The organism is Leifsonia sp. EB34 (assembly GCF_041260585.1).
Lineage (GTDB): Bacteria > Actinomycetota > Actinomycetes > Actinomycetales > Microbacteriaceae > Leifsonia.
Genome location: NZ_JBGCCV010000001.1, coordinates 1831451 through 1848039 on the forward strand (window position 1 = coordinate 1831451; position 16589 = coordinate 1848039).

A 16589-nucleotide genomic window follows, 5' to 3' on the forward strand; every position below is an offset into this window, starting at 1 on the left:
CAGTCACGCGAAGGGAGGCGGTATCAGCCGCTTGACACGGCGCACCGTGCGGAGGATAACGAGCGGCCGCGCGGCTCGATCACCCCGGGTTCGCCGGACTGTCCTCCTCCACGGCGCTCTCCGGAGGCGTGCCCCGCGACACCCGGACCATCGTCGAGACCATCGCGTTCCCGACGGCGATCAGCGGCACGGCGAACAGCGCGCCGGGGACGCCGGCCAGGCCGGTTCCGGCGGCGACCCCGACGACCACGGCGAGCGGGTGGACCTTGACCGCACCGCCGACCAGCAGGGGCTGCAGGACATGCGCCTCCAGGAGGTGCACCAGGAGCACGCCGGCGAGCATGATCAGCGCCTGGACGGGCCCGGCGAACACCAGCGCGATCACCACGGCGATGATGCCGGAGACGATCGCCCCGATGACCGGGATGAACGAGAAGAGCAGGACGACGACACCGATCGGGATCGCGAGCGGCAGCCCCAGGAAGAACGCCACGAGCCCGATTCCGACACCGTTGACGACCGCGACCAGGATCTGCACGCGCACGAAGCTCGTGAGGGTGCGCCAGCCGGCCTCCCCTCCCGCCTGCAGGGCCGGCTGACCGCCGCGCGGGAGGAGGCCGGTCATCCACCGCCAGATGCCGGCGCCGTCGATCAGGATGAAGATCGTCGCGAACAGGGCGATCAGGGTGTCGGCGAGGATCCGCCCCGTCGTGGATCCGACGCTCAGCACTCCGCCGATGAGCGCCCCGCTGTCCTTCTGCGCGAGGGTGCCGGCGTCGCGGAGGAAGACCGCGAACTGCGCGTCGGTGATGTTCCAGGGCGCCTGGCGGAGGGCGTCGCGCGCCCGGTTGTAGGCGGCGACCGACTCGTGTTCGAGCTGCGGCAACCCGGCGCGCACCTGCCAGGTCACGAGGGCGACGAGGCCGCCGACGACTCCGGCGAGCACGAGCAGGGACACGAGGATCGCCGCCCACTTGGGCCAGCGATGCCGCATGAGCAGGGCGACCGACGGCTGGACGAGGGCCGCGACCAGGAGCGCGACCAGCACGGGCACCACGATCTCGTGGAACGTGAGCACCAGGTAGATGACGACCCCGGCCAGCGCGATGATGGCCAGCAGCCGCCACGACCACTCGGAGGCGGTGCGGACACCGGACGGGACGGACGACTCGCGAACGGGTCGGGGCGCGTTGAGGGAGGCCATGGGATGAGACTTCTTCCTTTCGAGTAGCGCAGACGGCTTTCGAGTAGTACAGACGGGCTCCGCACCGGTGCGCGAGGGTCAGCCGCCGCCCGTCGCCGTGAACCACACCCCGTAGACGCCGCCGACGCACATGATGCCGGTGGCGATCCAGCCGAGGGTCTGCGACAGGAAGCGATTGCGGTACCTGTGCATGATCCGCCTGTCCCGGGCGATGAGCATCATGATGATCAGGAACGGGCCGGCCGCGATGCCGTTGACGACGGCCGACAGCACGAGCAACTGGATCGGGTTGTTCACGAAGATCGCGAGCACCGTGCCTGCGACGATGCCCACCCCGAGGAGGCCGTAGAACACCGGCGCCTTGCGCGGGCTGTCGTCGAAGCCCCACTCCTTGCCCAGCAGCGCTGCCATCCCGGACGCGCCGGATGCGGCGAGGACCGGAACCGCGAGCATTCCCGACCCGATGAAGCCGATCGCGAAGAAGATCCCGGCGTACGTCCCTGCGATCGGCTCGAGCGCCTTGGCGGCGTCCGCGGCATTCACGACGGTCTTGTGGTGTGCACCGAGGGTCGCGGCGGTGGCGGCCATGATGGAGAACATCACCAGGACGCTGAAGGCCATCCCCGTGAAGACGTCGACCCTGCCGCCGATCTGCCGTCGCTTCGCGAGTGCAGCGCTGCGCTCGGGTAGAGACTTCGCCTTGCCGTGGGCGTGCGGCTCCTCCTCCATCTCCTCGATGCGCTCCTGGGACTGCCAGAAGAACATGTACGGGCTGATCGAGGTGCCGAAGACTCCGACGGCCAGGCCGAGATAGGCGGGCGTGAACTGCAGGTGGAGGCCGAGCATGCCGGCCACGACCTCCGGCCACTTCACGTGGCTCACGAAGAGCACGCCGACGTAGATCAGCAGCGTGAGACAGAGCCACTTGAAGATGCGACGGATCCAGGCGTAGGACCCGAACGTGAGTGTGACCACGATCCCGATCCCCGCGATGGCCGACCACAGCGCGGCCGGTCCGGCGTGAAGCAACTCCATGCCCTGGCCGACCGCCATCAGGTCGGCGGAGAGGTTGAGGCAGTTCGCGACCAGGAGCGCGGCCAGGAGGACCCCGATGGCGATCCGCCACCCTCGGGTGAACTTGCGGCGGATCAGCTTGCCGAGGCTGTCCCCGGACGCCAGCGCCATCCGGTCGCACATCTCCTGCACCGCCAGCATGAGCGGGAGCGCGACCGGCACCGTCCACAGCATCCCGTAGCCGTAGGTGGCCCCGGCTTGGGCGTAGGTGGCGACACCGGAGGGGTCGTCGTCGGCGGCGCCGGTGACCAGCCCGGGGCCGAGGACCTTCAGGAAGCGGAGAACGGGATTCCGCGCGTGTGCGGCGTCGGGCGCAGGTCTGTCATCGTCGTGATCCCGCGGTGCGGTGGAGGTACCCGTCACCATCTCGGACTCCTTCGTCTCGGCGGTGCCAGCCAGGCTCCGCGCCCGTCATCACCCCGTCGCGACCGCCAGCTTCGAGCGCACCTTCAGCACCGTCGGCTCCGCCGCGCCGGTCTGCGGGATCGCTCCCAGCGCGAACTCCTGGATCGCTCCGGGCCGGAAGACCAGGCACTCCGTGGAGCCGCCGAACTGGAAGTAGCCGAGCTCGTCGCCCTTCCCGACGTGGTGGCCCGGCACGATGTCGTCGCCGATCACGCAGGAGGACACCTCCACCATGCCCACCGGCACCACCGCCATCAGCCCGATGGCCGGGTTGTCCGCCTGGATGAGGATGATCGCGCGGGCGGCGACGTGGGCGAGGTAGCCCTGCGAGACCGTCGCCTCCACCGACTCCGCGCCCTCCGAGTCCGCCTCGGAGAAGTAGGTGCCGGGCTGTACGAACGCGCGGACGATGGTTCCCGCGACCGGGCTGTGCCAGCGGTGGTAGTTGAGCGCGCTGAGGAAGCCCTGGTACACCGTGCCGCCGACGAACTCGTCCACGGACTCGTCGTTGGCGAGCATGTCCTGCAGTGAGTAGGGCTGGTTCTTGATCCAGAACTCGCTGTGCCGGGCGACCTCCCGGCTGATCCGGTACGGCGTGGACTCGCAGGCGCTGACCACCACGGCATCGTCGTCGGGGTCGGCGACGGGCCGGGCGCCCTCCTTCAGCCGGCGGGTGAAGAAGTCGTTCCAGGAGGTGAAGCCCCAGTGCTCGGCGTCGGGGTCGTGCTCGAACTGGTCGATGCCGACGACCTCGCGCGCCTTCTCGGACATCCAGCCCTGCGGGGAGTCGTTCAGCACGGTGAGCGAGCCCGGACCGTTCAGGAACTCGGCCCAGGCGTCGAGGACCTTCTTCAGGATGGCGTTGACCCGCGGGTCGCGGTAGGCGGCCATTCCGGAGGTGGTGCCCATCGTCCAGTCGAGGATGCCCGTGAGCGGCGTCGTCACCATCGCGCCCTCGCTGAACTCGGGGGCCGTGTCCAGCACGTCGTCGATCAGGCGCAGCATCTGGCCGACGCTCTCGATGTGACGCGAGCTGTACTGGCGGGTCTTCGGGACCTCCTGGATCATCCGCGTCAGGTACATGCGCACGATCGCATCCGTGTCGATGAGGTCGGCGAACTCCTGGATCACGGGGTGCTTGTACGGCGCCGTGTCGTCGTCGTCGAGCCGGTCGATCCGGCCGTCGAGCCACGCCTCCAGTTCGTCCTGATCGTGCGGGAGCCAGCCGCCGCGGCGCTTCAAATCCTGGGACTTCTCGGTCATGCGGCACAGCGTACGCTCACGTCGGCGCGGCAGACCGGACGACGCCCAGACCGGCTGACAGTACGCGCGCACGAGCGGCGGCGGAAGGCGCTCGCCGGTAGGAACGGGCACGCCTACCCTGGCCGGGGACGGCGTCCGGACGGGCGCCCGGAAGGAAGGGAACCCATGGCGACCACGAAGAACACGAACCAGAAGCCGGCCCGCGGCGAGCACGAGACCCGGCGCGAGAACGCGGAGAACGGCTTCGTCGCCTCCGACTCCCTCGCCGCCGACCTGCAGCGGGTGCAGGTCGACCTGATCGAGCTCTCGCTGCAGGGCAAGCAGGCGCACTGGAACATCGTCGGCCACAACTTCCGCGACCTGCACCTGCAGCTCGACGAGATCGTGGAGGCCGCGCGCACGTTCAGCGACGAGGTCGGGGAGCGGCTGCGCGCCCTCCACGCGACGACCGACGGACGGTCGCGCACGGTCGCGGAGACGACGGCGCTCGCCGAGTTCCCGAACGGGGAGGTCGACACCGCCGACGCCATCGACCTCATCACCGAACGACTGGAGACCGTCGTCCGGACGATGCGCTCGGTGCACGACGACGTCGACGAGCAGGACCCGACGTCGGCGGACCTCCTCCACCAGTTCATCGAGCGCCTCGAGCAGCTCGCCTGGATGGTGAGCGCCGAGAACCGCCGGCCCGCGACGCGGTGACCGGACAGGGCCAGGGCCAGGGCCAGGACCAGGGCGAGCCTGCGCGCCGATGGCACCGCCCCCGGGTACCTTCCCAGATGTGACCCTCAGCCCCGCCGACGTCGCTCTCGCCGACGAACAGGAGTCCGAGCGGTCGCGCGCAGCCCTCCCCTGGTGGGCGTGGGTGCTGGCGGTGGTCGCCATCTTCGCGGCGTCCGTCCTCGGCGTCCGGCTGGCGCCGCCGGGCAGCGAGGTCGCGGTCTGGTGGCCGGCGGCCGGGCTCTCGGTGCTGTTCGTGCTGCTGGTGCGCGGCCCGAGGGAGCGGGCGGCGGCGCTGGGCGTGATCTTCGTGGTCACGGCTCTGGCGAACGCCGTGGCCGGGCGAGCGCTCGTTGTCTCGTCCGCCTTCGGACTGGCGAACACCGTCGAGGCGCTGGTGGTCGTCCTGATCCTCGTCCGTCTCGGCGGCCCGCGGTTCCGGTTGCGCGATCTCGACTCCGCGCTGAAGTTCACCCTCGCCGTGCTCGCCGGTGCGGTCGCGATCGGGGTGCTTGCAGCGGCGGCCGTCGCCGTCTTCGAGGGTGGCGACTTCTTCGCCACGGCGGCGTTCGTCGCCGCCTCGCATGCGGCCGCCGTGTTCATGATCGCCCCGTTCGGGCTGCTCCCGCCGTCCGTCCCGGTGCGCGCGAGCGTCGCGGAGATGGTGGTCCAGGGCGTCGTGCTCGCGGCGGTGATCGTGGTGGTCTTCCACCCGGCTGCGGGACTGCCGCTCGCGTTCCTGCCGTATCCGGTGCTCTCGTGGGCGGCTTTCCGGTTCCCCATCCGGGTGGTGGTCACCGAGACGCTCCTGGCGTCCATGGCGATCCTCGCGCTCACCGTCGCCGGCGCCGGTCCGTTCATTCTCACCACCCTGAACGTCACGCAGGAGGCCGCGCTCGCGGAGACCTTCCTGGTCACCTTCGCCGGTTTCGCGATCGTCCTGACAGCCGCCCAGTACGAACTCCGGGCCACCACCCGGCAGCTTCTCGCCACCTCGCGGCTGCTCTCGGGCAGCCTGGTCGAGGCCTCCGTGGGCCTGCTGATCGGGGAGCGGGCGAGAACCGGTGAGCTGCGCGTGATCTGGAAGAACCCCACGGCGGCCGCTCTGCTCCCCGCGGGGAGCAGCCGGCGCTGGGAGGGGGAGCTGGCCGACGCGGCCCGGTCCGCGCTCGCCGAGGGGACGGCCGTCACGGTGGCGGGGGAGTCGCGCACGCTCGCGGTCGGAGCGAACGGCATCCCGGACGAGCCGGACCGTTTCGCCGTGCAGCTGGTCGACGTCACCGACACGCTGCGGATGCAGGCGGCGACGCTCGCCGCCGAACGGGAGCATGCGGCAGCGCGCACCACCCGGATCGACCTGGAGCGGCAGCGGGAGGACTTCGTCGCGACGACGAGCCATGAGCTGCGCACCCCGATCACCAGCATCGTCGGGTTCTGCGAACTGCTGGCGGACTCGGACGCGCTCGGGGACCAGGAGCGGGCCTGGGTCGAGGTGATCGACCGGAACGCGGTGCGGCTGTCCTCCCTCGTCGAGGACCTCCTGACCCTGGGCGAGCCGACGAAGAAGCGGGCCGGCTCGGCGGTCGAGGCCGACGTGGACGCTCAGATCGACGATGTGCTGAGGGTGTCGAGCGTGATCGCCGCGAAGAAGAACATCGAGCTGTCCGCGACCGGCCGCGCCGGAATCGCGCGCGCGGAGCCGGGGGACGTGGCCCGCATCCTGACCAACCTGGTCGCCAACGCCGTCAAGTTCACCCCGGAGGGCGGGAGCGTGTCGGTCGCCGCGTCCGCCGACGACGCGACGATCACCGTGGTCGTGGCCGACACCGGCCCGGGCATGAGCGAGGAGACCCTCGCGCACGCATTCGACCGGTTCTACCGCGCACCCGGCATGGAGCGGGACGCCGTCCCCGGCACGGGCCTCGGGCTGGCGATCGTCGCGGAACTGGTGGAGCGCAACGGGGGCGCCGTCCGGCTGGAGTCTCCGGCGACCGGGGGCACCCGCGCGATCATCGAGCTGCCGAGGAGCGCGCCGCCGGCCGGATGAGGGTCAGCGGATCGCCGCCACCGCCAGGTCGCTCGCCACCTCCAGCGCCGCCGCCGTGGCGTCGAGCACGGTGCTCACCTCCACGCCGGGCGCCAGCTCGACCAGCCGGAGGCCGTCGGCCGTCACGTCGATGACCGCGAGGTCCGTGATGATGCGGTCCACGACGCCGCGGCCGGTCAGCGGCAGCGTGCATTCCGGCACGATCTTCGGGCTGCCATCCTTCGCCACGTGCTCCATCAGCACGATGACGCGGCTCGCGCCGTGCACGAGGTCCATCGCGCCTCCCGGGCCTTTGACCATCCGGCCCGGGATCATCCAGTTGGCCAGGTCGCCGGCCGCTGAGACCTGCATCGCGCCCAGCACCGCCACGTCGATCTTGCCGCCGCGGATCATCCCGAAGCTGAGGGCCGAGTCGAAGAACGCCCCTCCCGGGAGCGTGGTCACGGTTTCCTTGCCCGCGTTGATGAGGTCGGGGTCGACCGCGTCGGCGTCCGGGTAGGGGCCGGTGCCGAGGATGCCGTTCTCCGACTGGAGCACGACCGAGCGTCCGGCCGGGAGGTGGTTCGGGATGAGGGTGGGCAGTCCGATGCCCAGGTTCACGTAGGCGCCGTCCGGCAGTTCGAGGGCGGCGCGCGCGGCGAGCTGCTCGCGGGTCAGCGGCATCTCAGGCCCCCGTCCCTGCGACGGTGAGCCGCTCGACGCGCTTCTCGACCTGCCCGACCTCCAGCACCCGGTGCACGTAGACGCCGGGCAGGTGAATGTCGTCGGGGCCCAGCTCGCCGGGCTCCACGAGCCGCTCCACCTGGGCGACGCAGACCCGGCCGGCCATCGCGGCCAGCGGGGAGAAGTTGCGCGCCGAGGCGTGGAAGCGCAGGTTCCCGGCGCGGTCGCCGACCTCGGCGTGCACGAGCGCGAAGTCGGTGCTGATGGCCTCCTCCAGCACGAACTCCTCGTGCACGCCGCCGACCTCGAACGTCTGCACCTGCTTGGGAGCGGAGGCCACGGCGACCGAGCCGTCCGGCGCGTAGCGGCGCGGCAGACCGCCCTCGGCCACCATCGTGCCGACGCCCGTGCGCGTGAAGAAGGCAGCGATCCCCGAGCCGCCGGCCCGCAGCTTCTCGCTGAGCGTCCCCTGCGGCGTGAGCTCCAGTTCGAGCTCGCCGCTGAGGTACTGGCGCTCGAACTCGCGGTTCTCCCCCACATACGACGAGGTCATTTTCCGGATGCGCCGGGCGGCGAGCAGGACGCCGAGCCCCCAGTCGTCGACGCCGCAGTTGTTGCTGACCACCGAGAGTTCGTTCACGCCGCTCTCCAGCAGCGCGTCGATCAGCACCATCGGGATGCCGCACAGGCCGAACCCGCCGACCGCGATGGAGGCGCCGCTCGGGATGTCGGCGACGGCCTCCCGCGCGGACGCGACGGTCTTGTCGATCCCGGTCGCGGTCATCGGGCGCTCCACCCGCCGTCCATCGTGTAGCTCGCGCCGGAGACCATCCCGGCGTCCGGCCCGGCGAGCCAGAGCGCGAGGCTCGCGACCTCGCGCGGCTCGACCAGGCGTTTCACCGCCGACTCGGCCAGCAGCACCCGGGACAGCACCTCGTCCTCGCCGATCCCGTTGAGCCGGGCCTGGTCCGCGATCTGCTTCTCGACCAGGGGCGAGCGGACGTAGCCCGGGTCGATGCAGTTGCTCGTCACGCCGTGCTCGCCGCCCTCCAGCGCGGTCACCTTGGAGAGGCCCTCCAGGCCGTGCTTGGCCGAGACGTACGCCGCCTTGTACTTCGACGCGCGCAGGCCGTGGACGCTGGACAGGTTGATCACGCGCCCGAAGCCGCGCTCGTACATCCCGGGCAGGGCGGCGCGGATGAGCAGGAACGGCGCCTCCAGCATCAGGCGCAGGATCAGCGAGAACCGCTCCGGGTCGAACTCCTCGATCGGGCTCACGTGCTGGATGCCCGCGTTGTTGACGAGGATGTCGGCGTCGAGCCGGAGGTCGGCGAGCGCGCCGGTGTCGGCGAGGTCGACCTTCCAGCTGTCGCCGCCGATCTCGGCGGCGACGCGGGAGGCCGCGTCGCCGTCGATGTCGGCCACGGTCACGTGCGCGCCGGCGGCGGCGAACGCGCGGGCGCAGGCTGCGCCGATTCCGCTCGCGCCGCCGGTGACGAGTGCGCGGCGTCCCTGGAACGGGCTCATGGTGGTGCCTTTCGGTGGGGGTGGGGCGGTCAGCGCGCGACGGAGGGCGTTGCACTCAGGGCGTCGCGGGCGGCGTCGGCCTGGTCGACGGCCTCCAGCGAGATGCCCTTCGTCTCGCGCAGCGAGAGCACCGCGACCACGGTCACGACGCAGGCGATCACGATGTAGACCGCCACCGGCATCCAGCTGTGGTAGTCCTTCAGCCAGGTCGTCGCCAGGATCGGCGCGAGCGAGCCGGCCACGATCGACACCACCTGCGAGCCCAGGGAGACCCCCGAGTAGCGCATCCGGGTCGGGAACAGCTCCGCCATGATGGCGGGCTGCGGGGCGTACATGAACGCGTGGAACACGAGGCCGACGGTCACCGCCAGCACGATGAGCGGCGGGTTGAGGGTGTCGAACAGCGGGAAGGCGAAGAACGCCCAGGTGGCGGCGAGCACCGCCCCGACCAGGTAGACCGGCTTGCGTCCCACGCGGTCGCTGAGGCGGCCCACCTGCGGGATCACGAGGAAGTGCACGATGTGCGCGATCAGCAGGGCCAGCAGAAGCTGACCGGTCTCGTACTCGTGCGCGGCCTTGAGGTAGACGATCGTGAAGCTGACCACGATGTAGTAGAAGATGTTCTCCGCGAACCGCAGGCCCATGGCCTTCAGCACGCCTCCCGGGTAGCGCTTGAGCACCTGGCCCACGCCGTAGCCGGCGCGCTGCCCGTTCTCGGCCTGCGCCTTCGCCTCGATGAAGATCGGCGCCTCGCTCACCCGGGTGCGGATGTAGAAGCCCACCAGCACGATCACGGCGGAGAGCCAGAACGCGATCCGCCAGCCCCAGCTCAGGAACGCCTCCGGGGCCATCACCCACGACGACACCAGGAGCACCAGCGTGGCGAGGAGGTTGCCGACGGGCACGGCCGCCTGCGGCCAGCTCGCCCAGAACCCGCGGGAGCGGTCGGGGCTCTGCTCGGCCACCAGCAGCACAGCGCCGCCCCACTCGCCGCCCAGCGCGAAGCCCTGGATGAAGCGCAGCGCGACCAGCAGCGCCGGCGCCCAGTAGCCCACGCTCGCGAAGCCGGGGAGGCAGCCCATCAGGAACGTGGCGGCGCCGACGATGATGATCGTCGCCTGCAGGGTGGGCTTGCGGCCCAGCCGGTCGCCGATCTGCCCGAAGACGATCCCGCCGAGCGGGCGGGCGATGAAGCCGACCGCGTAGGTGACGAACGCGGCGATGACCCCGTCCAGCGGACTGCCGGTGGCGGGGAAGAAGAACGTGCCGAAGACCAGGCTGGCGGCGGTGGCGTAGAGGAAGAACTCATACCATTCGACGACCGTGCCGGCCATGGAGGCGGCGACGATGGTCTTGAGGGTGCGGGGACTCGCGGTGGTTTCCATGCTCTCTCCTTCGATGTCGACGGTGACATCCGCGGGCCAGTCTCGCGGGGGTGGGGATGCGTATCAATGCCCAACCATGCGATGGCGGTGTGCATAATTGCACGCATGGAAGCGTCGAAGAAGCCCAAGTCCGACGACCTGCTGGTGCTGCTCGCGGTCGCGCGCGCTGGGCGATTCGCCCGCGCGGCACAGCAGCTCGGCGTCGATCACACCACCGTCTCCCGGCGGATCGACGCGCTCGAGGAGACCCTGGGCGGCCGGTTGCTGACCCAGGCGTCCGGCGGGTGGGAGCTCACCCCGCTCGGCAGCCGCGCGGTGGACGTCGCCGGTCGCATCGAGTCGGCGGTCGCCGCGCTGACGCGGCCGGAGGAGGAGGCCGACCCCATCGACGGGGTGGTGCGGATGTCGGCCACCGACGGCTTCAGCGCCTACATCGCGGCCCCGGCGATCGCCGCGCTCCGCCGGGAGCATCCGGGCCTAGCCGTCGAGATCCTCACCGTGACCCGGCGCGCCCTGCAGCACCGCTCCGGGCTGGACATCGAGATCGTCGTCGGGCGTCCGGAGACCCGTCGCGCCCACACGGTCGAACTGGGCTCCTACGCACTCGGGATGTACGCCTCCCGCGAGTACCTGCGGCGGAACGGCACCCCGACGACGCCCGACGCGGTCTTCCAGCACCCGCTCGTCTACTTCATCGACTCGATCCTGCAAGTGGACGACCTCGACCTGCCGCGGCGGCTCGCCCCGCAGATGCGCGACGCGCTGACCTCCACGAACGTGTTCGTGCATGTCGAGGCCACCCGGGCGGGCGCGGGGATCGGCCTGCTGCCGTGCTTCATGGCGGACCGCCACGACGACCTGGTCCGGCTGCTGCCGGACGAACTGCACGCGACGCTGCCGTACTGGATGGTCGTCCACCCGGACTCGCTGCGCCATCCCGCGGTCGCCGCCGTCGCGCACGCGCTCCGGGAGGAGGCGCGGGACGCCGCGGACATGCTGGCGGGGCGTGTAAACATCATGTGACATTTGCCGCCTGAGCGCCCGACTCCGGCCTTGCGGCGCAGCGGATTTCGTATGCTCGCACGCATGACGAGAACGCCGCCGGTCGGCACCCTGCCCGAAGACACCCGACGCGCCAGCGCGACCACCATCGAGAGCGGCGGCATCGAGGCCATCCCGCCGGAGCGCCGGCACGGCTCGCCGTGGCAGCTCTTCGCCACCTGGACGGCGCCCAACCTCGAGTTCGCGACGATCTTCGTCGGCGTGATCGCGGTCGCATTCTTCGGGCTCGGCTTCTGGCAGGCGATGACGGCGCTGGTGTTCGGCACCGCGTTCGGCGCGCTGACGCAGGGGATCCTGTCGACGTGGGGTCCGCGCGAGGGTCTCGCCCAGATGGTCATCGGGCGCACGGCGTTCGGCAGCCGGGGGAACATCCTCCCGTCGGCCCTGAACACCGTGATGGCCGGCCTCGGCTGGTTCGCGGTCAACTCGGTCAGCGGCGCGTTCGCCCTGACCACGCTCACGGGGATGCCGGCCGTGGTGTCGCTGCTGATCGTGGTCGTCGTGGAGGTCGTGGTGGCCTTCATCGGCCACGACCTGGTGCAGCTCTTCGAGCGCTACGCCACCTACATCCTCGGCGCGATCTTCCTCGTCGCGACCGTCACCGTCTTCCTGCACGCGAACCTCGGCGCGCCGGTCAAGGGCGGCGGGTTCAGCTTCGCGGGCTGGACCCTCACCGCGGCGGCCGCCTTCGGTTACGCCGCCGGCTGGAACCCGTACGCATCCGACTACAGCCGCTACCTCCCGGCGGACGCCAGCCGGAAGGTCATCGGCTGGGCGGCGGGCCTCGGCAACTTCGTGAGCTGCGTGGTGCTGATGGCCGCCGGCGCCGCCGCGGCGACGATCGCGGGCTTCAACCCGGACGACCCCACCGCCTCGTTCACGGCCAGCATGCCGGTGGTCATCCGCGACCTCACGCTGCTCGCGATCGCCGTCGGCGCCATCGCGGCCAACGCGCTGAACATCTACTCCGGCGCGATGTCCTTCCTCGCGGCCGGCATCCGCATCCCGTTCGCGTGGCGCCGTGCGATCGTCGCCCTCGGCTTCGGCGTCATCGGGTTCTTCATCGCGTGGAGCGCTCTGCCCGACGCGGGAGCGAAGTACGAGAACTTCCTCCTCGTCATCGCGTACTGGATCGCGCCCTGGCTCGGCGTCGTGCTCACCGACCGGCTGCTGCGACGCGGGACGGAAATCGCGAGCCTGGTGACGAGCCACGCGAAGTACCGCAACCCGGCGGGCTGGATCGCGCTGGTCGCGGCCGGAGCCGTGTCCATCCTGCTGTTCTCGAACCAGCCCTTCTACACCGGCCCGGTCGCGAAGGCGCTCCCGATCGGCGACCTGACGCCGCTCGTCGGGTTCCTGCTCGCCGCCGTCCTGTACTGGGTGCTGTTCCGGGCCTTCAAGGTCCGGCTCGGCGCGCCGCTGGCCACCGAGCCGACGGTGATCGTCGGCGTGGACGCGGCGGACGAGGTCGCGTGAGCGTCGACGAGGACCGCGTCTACGCGACCGACGCGGAGAAGCTGGCCGTGGCCGCCGAGGAGGCGCGGCGCGGCGCGGCCGACGGCGGCATCCCCATCGGCGCCGCGCTGTTCGACGGCGACGGGAGGCTGCTGGGCAGCGGCCACAACCGTCGGGTGCAGGACGGCGACGCCTCCATGCACGCCGAGACGAACGCCTTCCGCAACGCGGGACGCCAGCGCAGCTACCGCGACACCGTCATGGTCACCACGCTCTCGCCGTGCTGGTACTGCTCGGGCCTCGTGAAGCAGTTCGGCATCGGCCGCGTCGTCGTCGGCGACGACCGCAGCTTCGTCGGCGGCCAGGACTGGCTGGCCGAGCACGGAGTCGACGTCACGGTCGTCAACGACCCCGGCCTGATCGAGACGATGGGCGCGTTCATCGCGGGGAACCCGGCGCTCTGGAACGAGGACATCGGCGAGAACTGACGCCGGCGGCAGATCGCAGGCTTTTCGCACCGTGTCCCAGGCGGGCGCACAGCAGCGGTTTGATTGACTGTGGGGTGTGAACGACACCCCCAAACGCGACCGCCGACTCGAGGCCCAGAAGCACGCAGCCGAGTTGCGGCTCCAGGAGCAGCGCCGGGCCCGCCGCCGTGGCTTCCTTATCGGAGGCGGCGCCGTGGTCGCGGTGCTCGCCGTGGCCGGCGTCATCGCCGGAGTGGTCCTGAACGGCGAGTCGTCGACATCGGCGCCCGGCGCGGCCGGGAGCGCCTCCACCGCCCCCGCGAGCGCGTCGACCTGGGCCGCACCCGCCGACGTCGAAGGGGCCGTGCGTGCCGCCGGTCTGCAGATGCTGTCGGCCGAGGGGTCGGCCCTGCACATCCACCAGCACCTGAGCGTCACGGTGGACGGCGCGCCCGTCGCCGTTCCCGCCGGCATCGGCATCGACGAGGCCCAGCAGCACATCTCGCCGATCCACACGCACGACGAGTCCGGGATCATCCACGTCGAGTCGGCCGAGGTGCGGACGTTCACCCTGGCTCAGGTCTTCGACGAGTGGGGCCAGAAGCTCGGCCCGGGCCAGGTCGGCGCGTACCGGGACGGCGCCGACGGGCATACCGTCACCGTCTTCGTGGACGGCAAGACGTTCACGGGCGACCCGCGCACGATCCCGCTCACCTCGCACGAGGACATCGACATCGTCGTCGCCAAGAAGGGGACGACGGCCACGGCGCCGAAGGCGTTCGCCTGGCCTGCGGGCTACTGAGCCGGCCGGGCCCCGGACCCGGCGCTGTCCCCGTCAGTGGTCGCCGAGGTCCGCTCGAAGACCGTTGAGGATGGTCCAGACCGCGTTGCGCTTCTGGGGGGTGTTCGCGTCGCTCATCGGGATGACGAGCTCCAGGCCGTCGTTGTAGAGCGCGCGGACGGTGAACTCGCCCGGCCACTCGGCGAACTCGTCCGCACCCAGGGACGGCGTGCCGCCGGTGATCTCGAGCCGATCGAGGTCCGCGCGGCGGTGGACATGCGTGATGACGTCCGACTCGCCCGTGCGGGCGCGGGCGGCTTCGACCGTGATGATCGTGCTCTCGGTGAAGACGCCCACCCGCACGCCGACGATGTCGTCCACCGCGCGGAAGCTCGCCCCGAGGTACTTCACGTCGCTGTCGCCGACCGCCAGCGCGACACCCGTCACGATGGCGCCGAGGAACTCCGCCTGGAGCCCGTCGGCGGCCGGGGAGCCGATCTCGTCGATGAGCATGCGCCCGAGCGTGTCCCTGGAGATCTGCATGATCCGTCCCTTCGCCGCTCTCATCATCGTCCTGCCGGGGTCGGGCGGAAAGGGCCGATGACTCAGGCCGGCTCGCGCCCGAGCCGCGGCGGCCCGGGCGCGGCGTCCGGCCGATCCAGCCCTCGCCACACCGGGAACACCAGCGGCGCCGCCGTCGCCACCAGCATCACGACCCCGGCCCCGACGCACGCCCAGGTCAGCCCGACCCCCTGCGCGAGGAGGCCGCCCAGCAGCGACCCGAACGGGACGCCCAGGTAGGCGCTCGCCTTCATCGCCCCCAGCACGCGGGTCTGCAGCAGTGCGGGGACGCGCTCGTACTGCACCGCGCCGATGATCGGGTTCGGGACGCCGCCGAAGACGCCGCAGACGAAGAACACCGCCGCGACGGCGGCGACCGAGGTCCAGCCCGCGATCGCGAAGAACGGCGGCGCCGATGCGACGAGGGTGCAGCAGGCGAAGGTCAGCCAGCGCCGGAGCCGCCCGCCCAGCCACGCGGTGAGCAGCACGCCGACGAGCATCCCGAGCCCGGAGGCGCCGCCGACCACCCCGAACGCGACCGCGTCGTGCACCCGGTCGTGCGCCCAGACCGGCAGGAACACCGCGCTCATCGCCTGGTCGAGCAGGTTGGTGAGCACGATGAGGGCCATGAGGCTGAGCAGCAGCCGGTCGGCGCGGAGGAAGCGCAGCCCCTCCCGCAGCTCCGTGACGTACGCACGCAGGCCCAGCCGGGGCGCCGCGGCCGACGCGGGCCCGGTCGCCTCCGGAACCGGCTCGATCCGCGGCACCGTCGCCGCCACGATCACGACCGCGCAGAGGAAGCTCAGGCTGTCGATCAGGATCGTGACCGCGGGCCCGACCAGCGCGACCAGCACGCCCGCGAGCGGCATCCCGACCAGCAGGGCCGCCCGGTTCGCGCCCGAGTAGAGCCCGACCGCGCGCTCGTCGCTCCAGCGGGCCAGCCGGGCCAGCGGCGGGATCATCGGGGTGGAGGCCGCGTCGGCCGCACCGCGCACGGCGCCGGCCACCGCGACCAGCGCCGCCAGTGCGCCGAGCGGGAGGTCGTGCAGGGCGCTGAGCAGGAACACCGCGAACACCGCCGCCGCGGCGACCAGGTTGCCGATCAGGAACGTACGGCGCAACCCGACCCGGTCGACCAGCGGGCCGGCCGTCGCCTGCAGCAGCACGTAGGGCGCCAGCTCCGCGAACCCCACCACCCCGGTGGCGACGGCGCTGCCGGTCGTGACGAGCACGAGCCACGGGATGGCGATGGCCGACAGCGCCGTGCCCGCGCCGGAGACGAGGTACGCGCCGATCAGCCCGAGCAGGGGAGCGCGGCGGGGCGCGGTGTCGCTCATGGCTCCGGGAACAGCTGGAACTGCGCGTGCACGCGGACACCGTCGCCGACGTCCGCGCCCGGCTCGCGCCGGAACCGCGTCACGAGTTCGCGCACGGCCGTCGTGACCTCCCGTGCCTGCTCGACGGTGAGGGTGAGCGGCCAGTCGCTGACGGTCCAGGGCAGGCCGGGCAGCTCGTCCACCTGGCTGGACAGCGTGTCGACCCAGGCGAGCACGCGCCGGTGCGACTCCTCGGCGTTGAGCCGCACGAACTGCACGGCCTGGTCCACGTTCTCCTCGGTGGCGGCGTCGCCGGGCACCCGGAACGAGAAGGAGGTCGACCGGTGCACCGCGCGCCACCAGCGGTCGCGGTCGTTGCCGCGCTCGGCGTCCTCCACGATGAAGCCGTGCTCGGCGAGCACCCGCAGATGGTAGCTCGTCACCCCGGTGGACTGGCCCACGCGCCGGCCGAGCTCGGTGGCGGTGGAGGGTCCGTCGGCCTGCAGGAGGTCGAGCAGCCGCAGGCGCAGCGGGTTGACCAGCCCGCGCATGGCGGAGGGGCTGAGCAGCACGTCCTGGGCGGGATCGAGCTCGGGAAGGGGGTTCGGCTCGTCGGTCATACCGTGCAGTGTAATCGCAGAAAAGATTCTGCAAAAGAG

At 71.4% G+C, this 16589-nt stretch carries 16 protein-coding genes; 6 read left to right on the forward strand and 10 right to left on the reverse strand.

What is annotated here, in order from left to right; genetic code table 11:
• Nucleotides 1–79: 79 nt before the first annotated feature.
• The 3 genes from ABIA36_RS09010 to ABIA36_RS09020 form a co-directional block, all read right to left on the reverse strand.
• Complete coding sequence (locus ABIA36_RS09010) at nt 80–1204, reverse strand: AI-2E family transporter (protein ID WP_369961969.1); 1125 nt, start codon at nt 1202–1204, stop codon at nt 80–82.
• A 78-nt stretch (nt 1205–1282) separates the two neighbouring features.
• On the reverse strand, nt 1283–2644 hold the full coding sequence (locus tag ABIA36_RS09015) for an Nramp family divalent metal transporter (protein ID WP_369961970.1): 1362 nt from the start codon (nt 2642–2644) through the stop codon (nt 1283–1285).
• Nucleotides 2645–2692: 48 nt separating this feature from the next.
• Nucleotides 2693–3946 (reverse strand): phosphatidylserine decarboxylase family protein, encoded by a 1254-nt coding sequence (locus ABIA36_RS09020; protein WP_369961971.1) that lies wholly within the window; start codon nt 3944–3946, stop codon nt 2693–2695.
• Nucleotides 3947–4111: 165 nt separating this feature from the next.
• Between ABIA36_RS09020 and ABIA36_RS09025 the strand changes: the two genes are divergently transcribed.
• Both ABIA36_RS09025 and ABIA36_RS09030 read left to right on the forward strand, forming a co-directional pair.
• Complete coding sequence (locus ABIA36_RS09025) at nt 4112–4648, forward strand: Dps family protein (RefSeq protein ID WP_369961972.1); 537 nt, start codon at nt 4112–4114, stop codon at nt 4646–4648.
• Nucleotides 4649–4727: 79 nt separating this feature from the next.
• Nucleotides 4728–6713 carry an ATP-binding protein gene (locus tag ABIA36_RS09030; protein ID WP_369961973.1) on the forward strand — a complete coding sequence of 662 codons (1986 nt, stop codon included), beginning with the start codon at nt 4728–4730 and terminating at the stop codon, nt 6711–6713.
• Between the two features lie 3 nt (nt 6714–6716).
• Here the strand turns inward: ABIA36_RS09030 and ABIA36_RS09035 are convergent, their stop codons facing one another.
• From ABIA36_RS09035 to ABIA36_RS09050, 4 genes are read right to left on the reverse strand one after another with little or no spacing between them, the layout of a single operon-like run.
• Entirely contained in the window at nt 6717–7376 is a 660-nt protein-coding gene (locus ABIA36_RS09035) for a 3-oxoacid CoA-transferase subunit B (RefSeq protein WP_369961974.1), read from the reverse strand.
• A 1-nt stretch (nt 7377) separates the two neighbouring features.
• Nucleotides 7378–8160, reverse strand: coding sequence for a CoA transferase subunit A (locus tag ABIA36_RS09040; protein ID WP_369961975.1), 783 nt, complete (start codon nt 8158–8160; stop codon nt 7378–7380).
• Nucleotides 8157–8903, reverse strand: a complete 747-nt coding sequence (locus ABIA36_RS09045) for a 3-hydroxybutyrate dehydrogenase (protein ID WP_369961976.1) — start codon at nt 8901–8903, stop codon at nt 8157–8159. The genes ABIA36_RS09040 and ABIA36_RS09045 overlap by 4 nt, the downstream gene beginning before the upstream one ends.
• A gap of 29 nt (nt 8904–8932) precedes the next feature.
• Entirely contained in the window at nt 8933–10288 is a 1356-nt protein-coding gene (locus ABIA36_RS09050; protein WP_369961977.1) for an MFS transporter, read from the reverse strand.
• Nucleotides 10289–10393: 105 nt separating this feature from the next.
• Here ABIA36_RS09050 and ABIA36_RS09055 point away from each other — a divergent pair, with 105 nt between their 5' ends.
• The 4 genes from ABIA36_RS09055 (at nt 10394) to ABIA36_RS09070 (ending at nt 14074) form a co-directional block, all read left to right on the forward strand.
• A complete protein-coding gene (locus tag ABIA36_RS09055) occupies nt 10394–11311 on the forward strand; it encodes a LysR family transcriptional regulator (protein ID WP_369961978.1) in 918 nt (305 codons plus the stop codon).
• A gap of 63 nt (nt 11312–11374) precedes the next feature.
• Nucleotides 11375–12826 (forward strand): cytosine permease, encoded by a 1452-nt coding sequence (locus tag ABIA36_RS09060; RefSeq protein WP_369961979.1) that lies wholly within the window; start codon nt 11375–11377, stop codon nt 12824–12826.
• Nucleotides 12823–13293: a nucleoside deaminase gene (locus ABIA36_RS09065; RefSeq protein WP_369961980.1), complete on the forward strand. Its 471-nt coding sequence runs from the start codon at nt 12823–12825 to the stop codon at nt 13291–13293. Before ABIA36_RS09060 ends, ABIA36_RS09065 begins: the two co-directional genes overlap by 4 nt.
• Nucleotides 13294–13369: 76 nt before the next feature.
• The gene (locus ABIA36_RS09070; protein WP_369961981.1) at nt 13370–14074 is read left to right on the forward strand and encodes a hypothetical protein; all 705 of its coding nucleotides are present in this window, start codon (nt 13370–13372) and stop codon (nt 14072–14074) included.
• A 33-nt stretch (nt 14075–14107) separates the two neighbouring features.
• Here ABIA36_RS09070 and ABIA36_RS09075 read toward each other — a convergent pair whose 3' ends face one another.
• From ABIA36_RS09075 to ABIA36_RS09085, 3 genes are all read right to left on the reverse strand, one after another.
• Nucleotides 14108–14596 (reverse strand): hypothetical protein, encoded by a 489-nt coding sequence (locus ABIA36_RS09075; protein ID WP_369961982.1) that lies wholly within the window; start codon nt 14594–14596, stop codon nt 14108–14110.
• A 62-nt stretch (nt 14597–14658) separates the two neighbouring features.
• Nucleotides 14659–15951 (reverse strand): MFS transporter, encoded by a 1293-nt coding sequence (locus ABIA36_RS09080; RefSeq protein ID WP_369961983.1) that lies wholly within the window; start codon nt 15949–15951, stop codon nt 14659–14661.
• A complete protein-coding gene (locus ABIA36_RS09085) occupies nt 15948–16550 on the reverse strand; it encodes a helix-turn-helix domain-containing protein (protein ID WP_369961984.1) in 603 nt (200 codons plus the stop codon). The genes ABIA36_RS09080 and ABIA36_RS09085 overlap by 4 nt, the downstream gene beginning before the upstream one ends.
• Between the last annotated feature and the right edge of the window lie 39 nt (nt 16551–16589).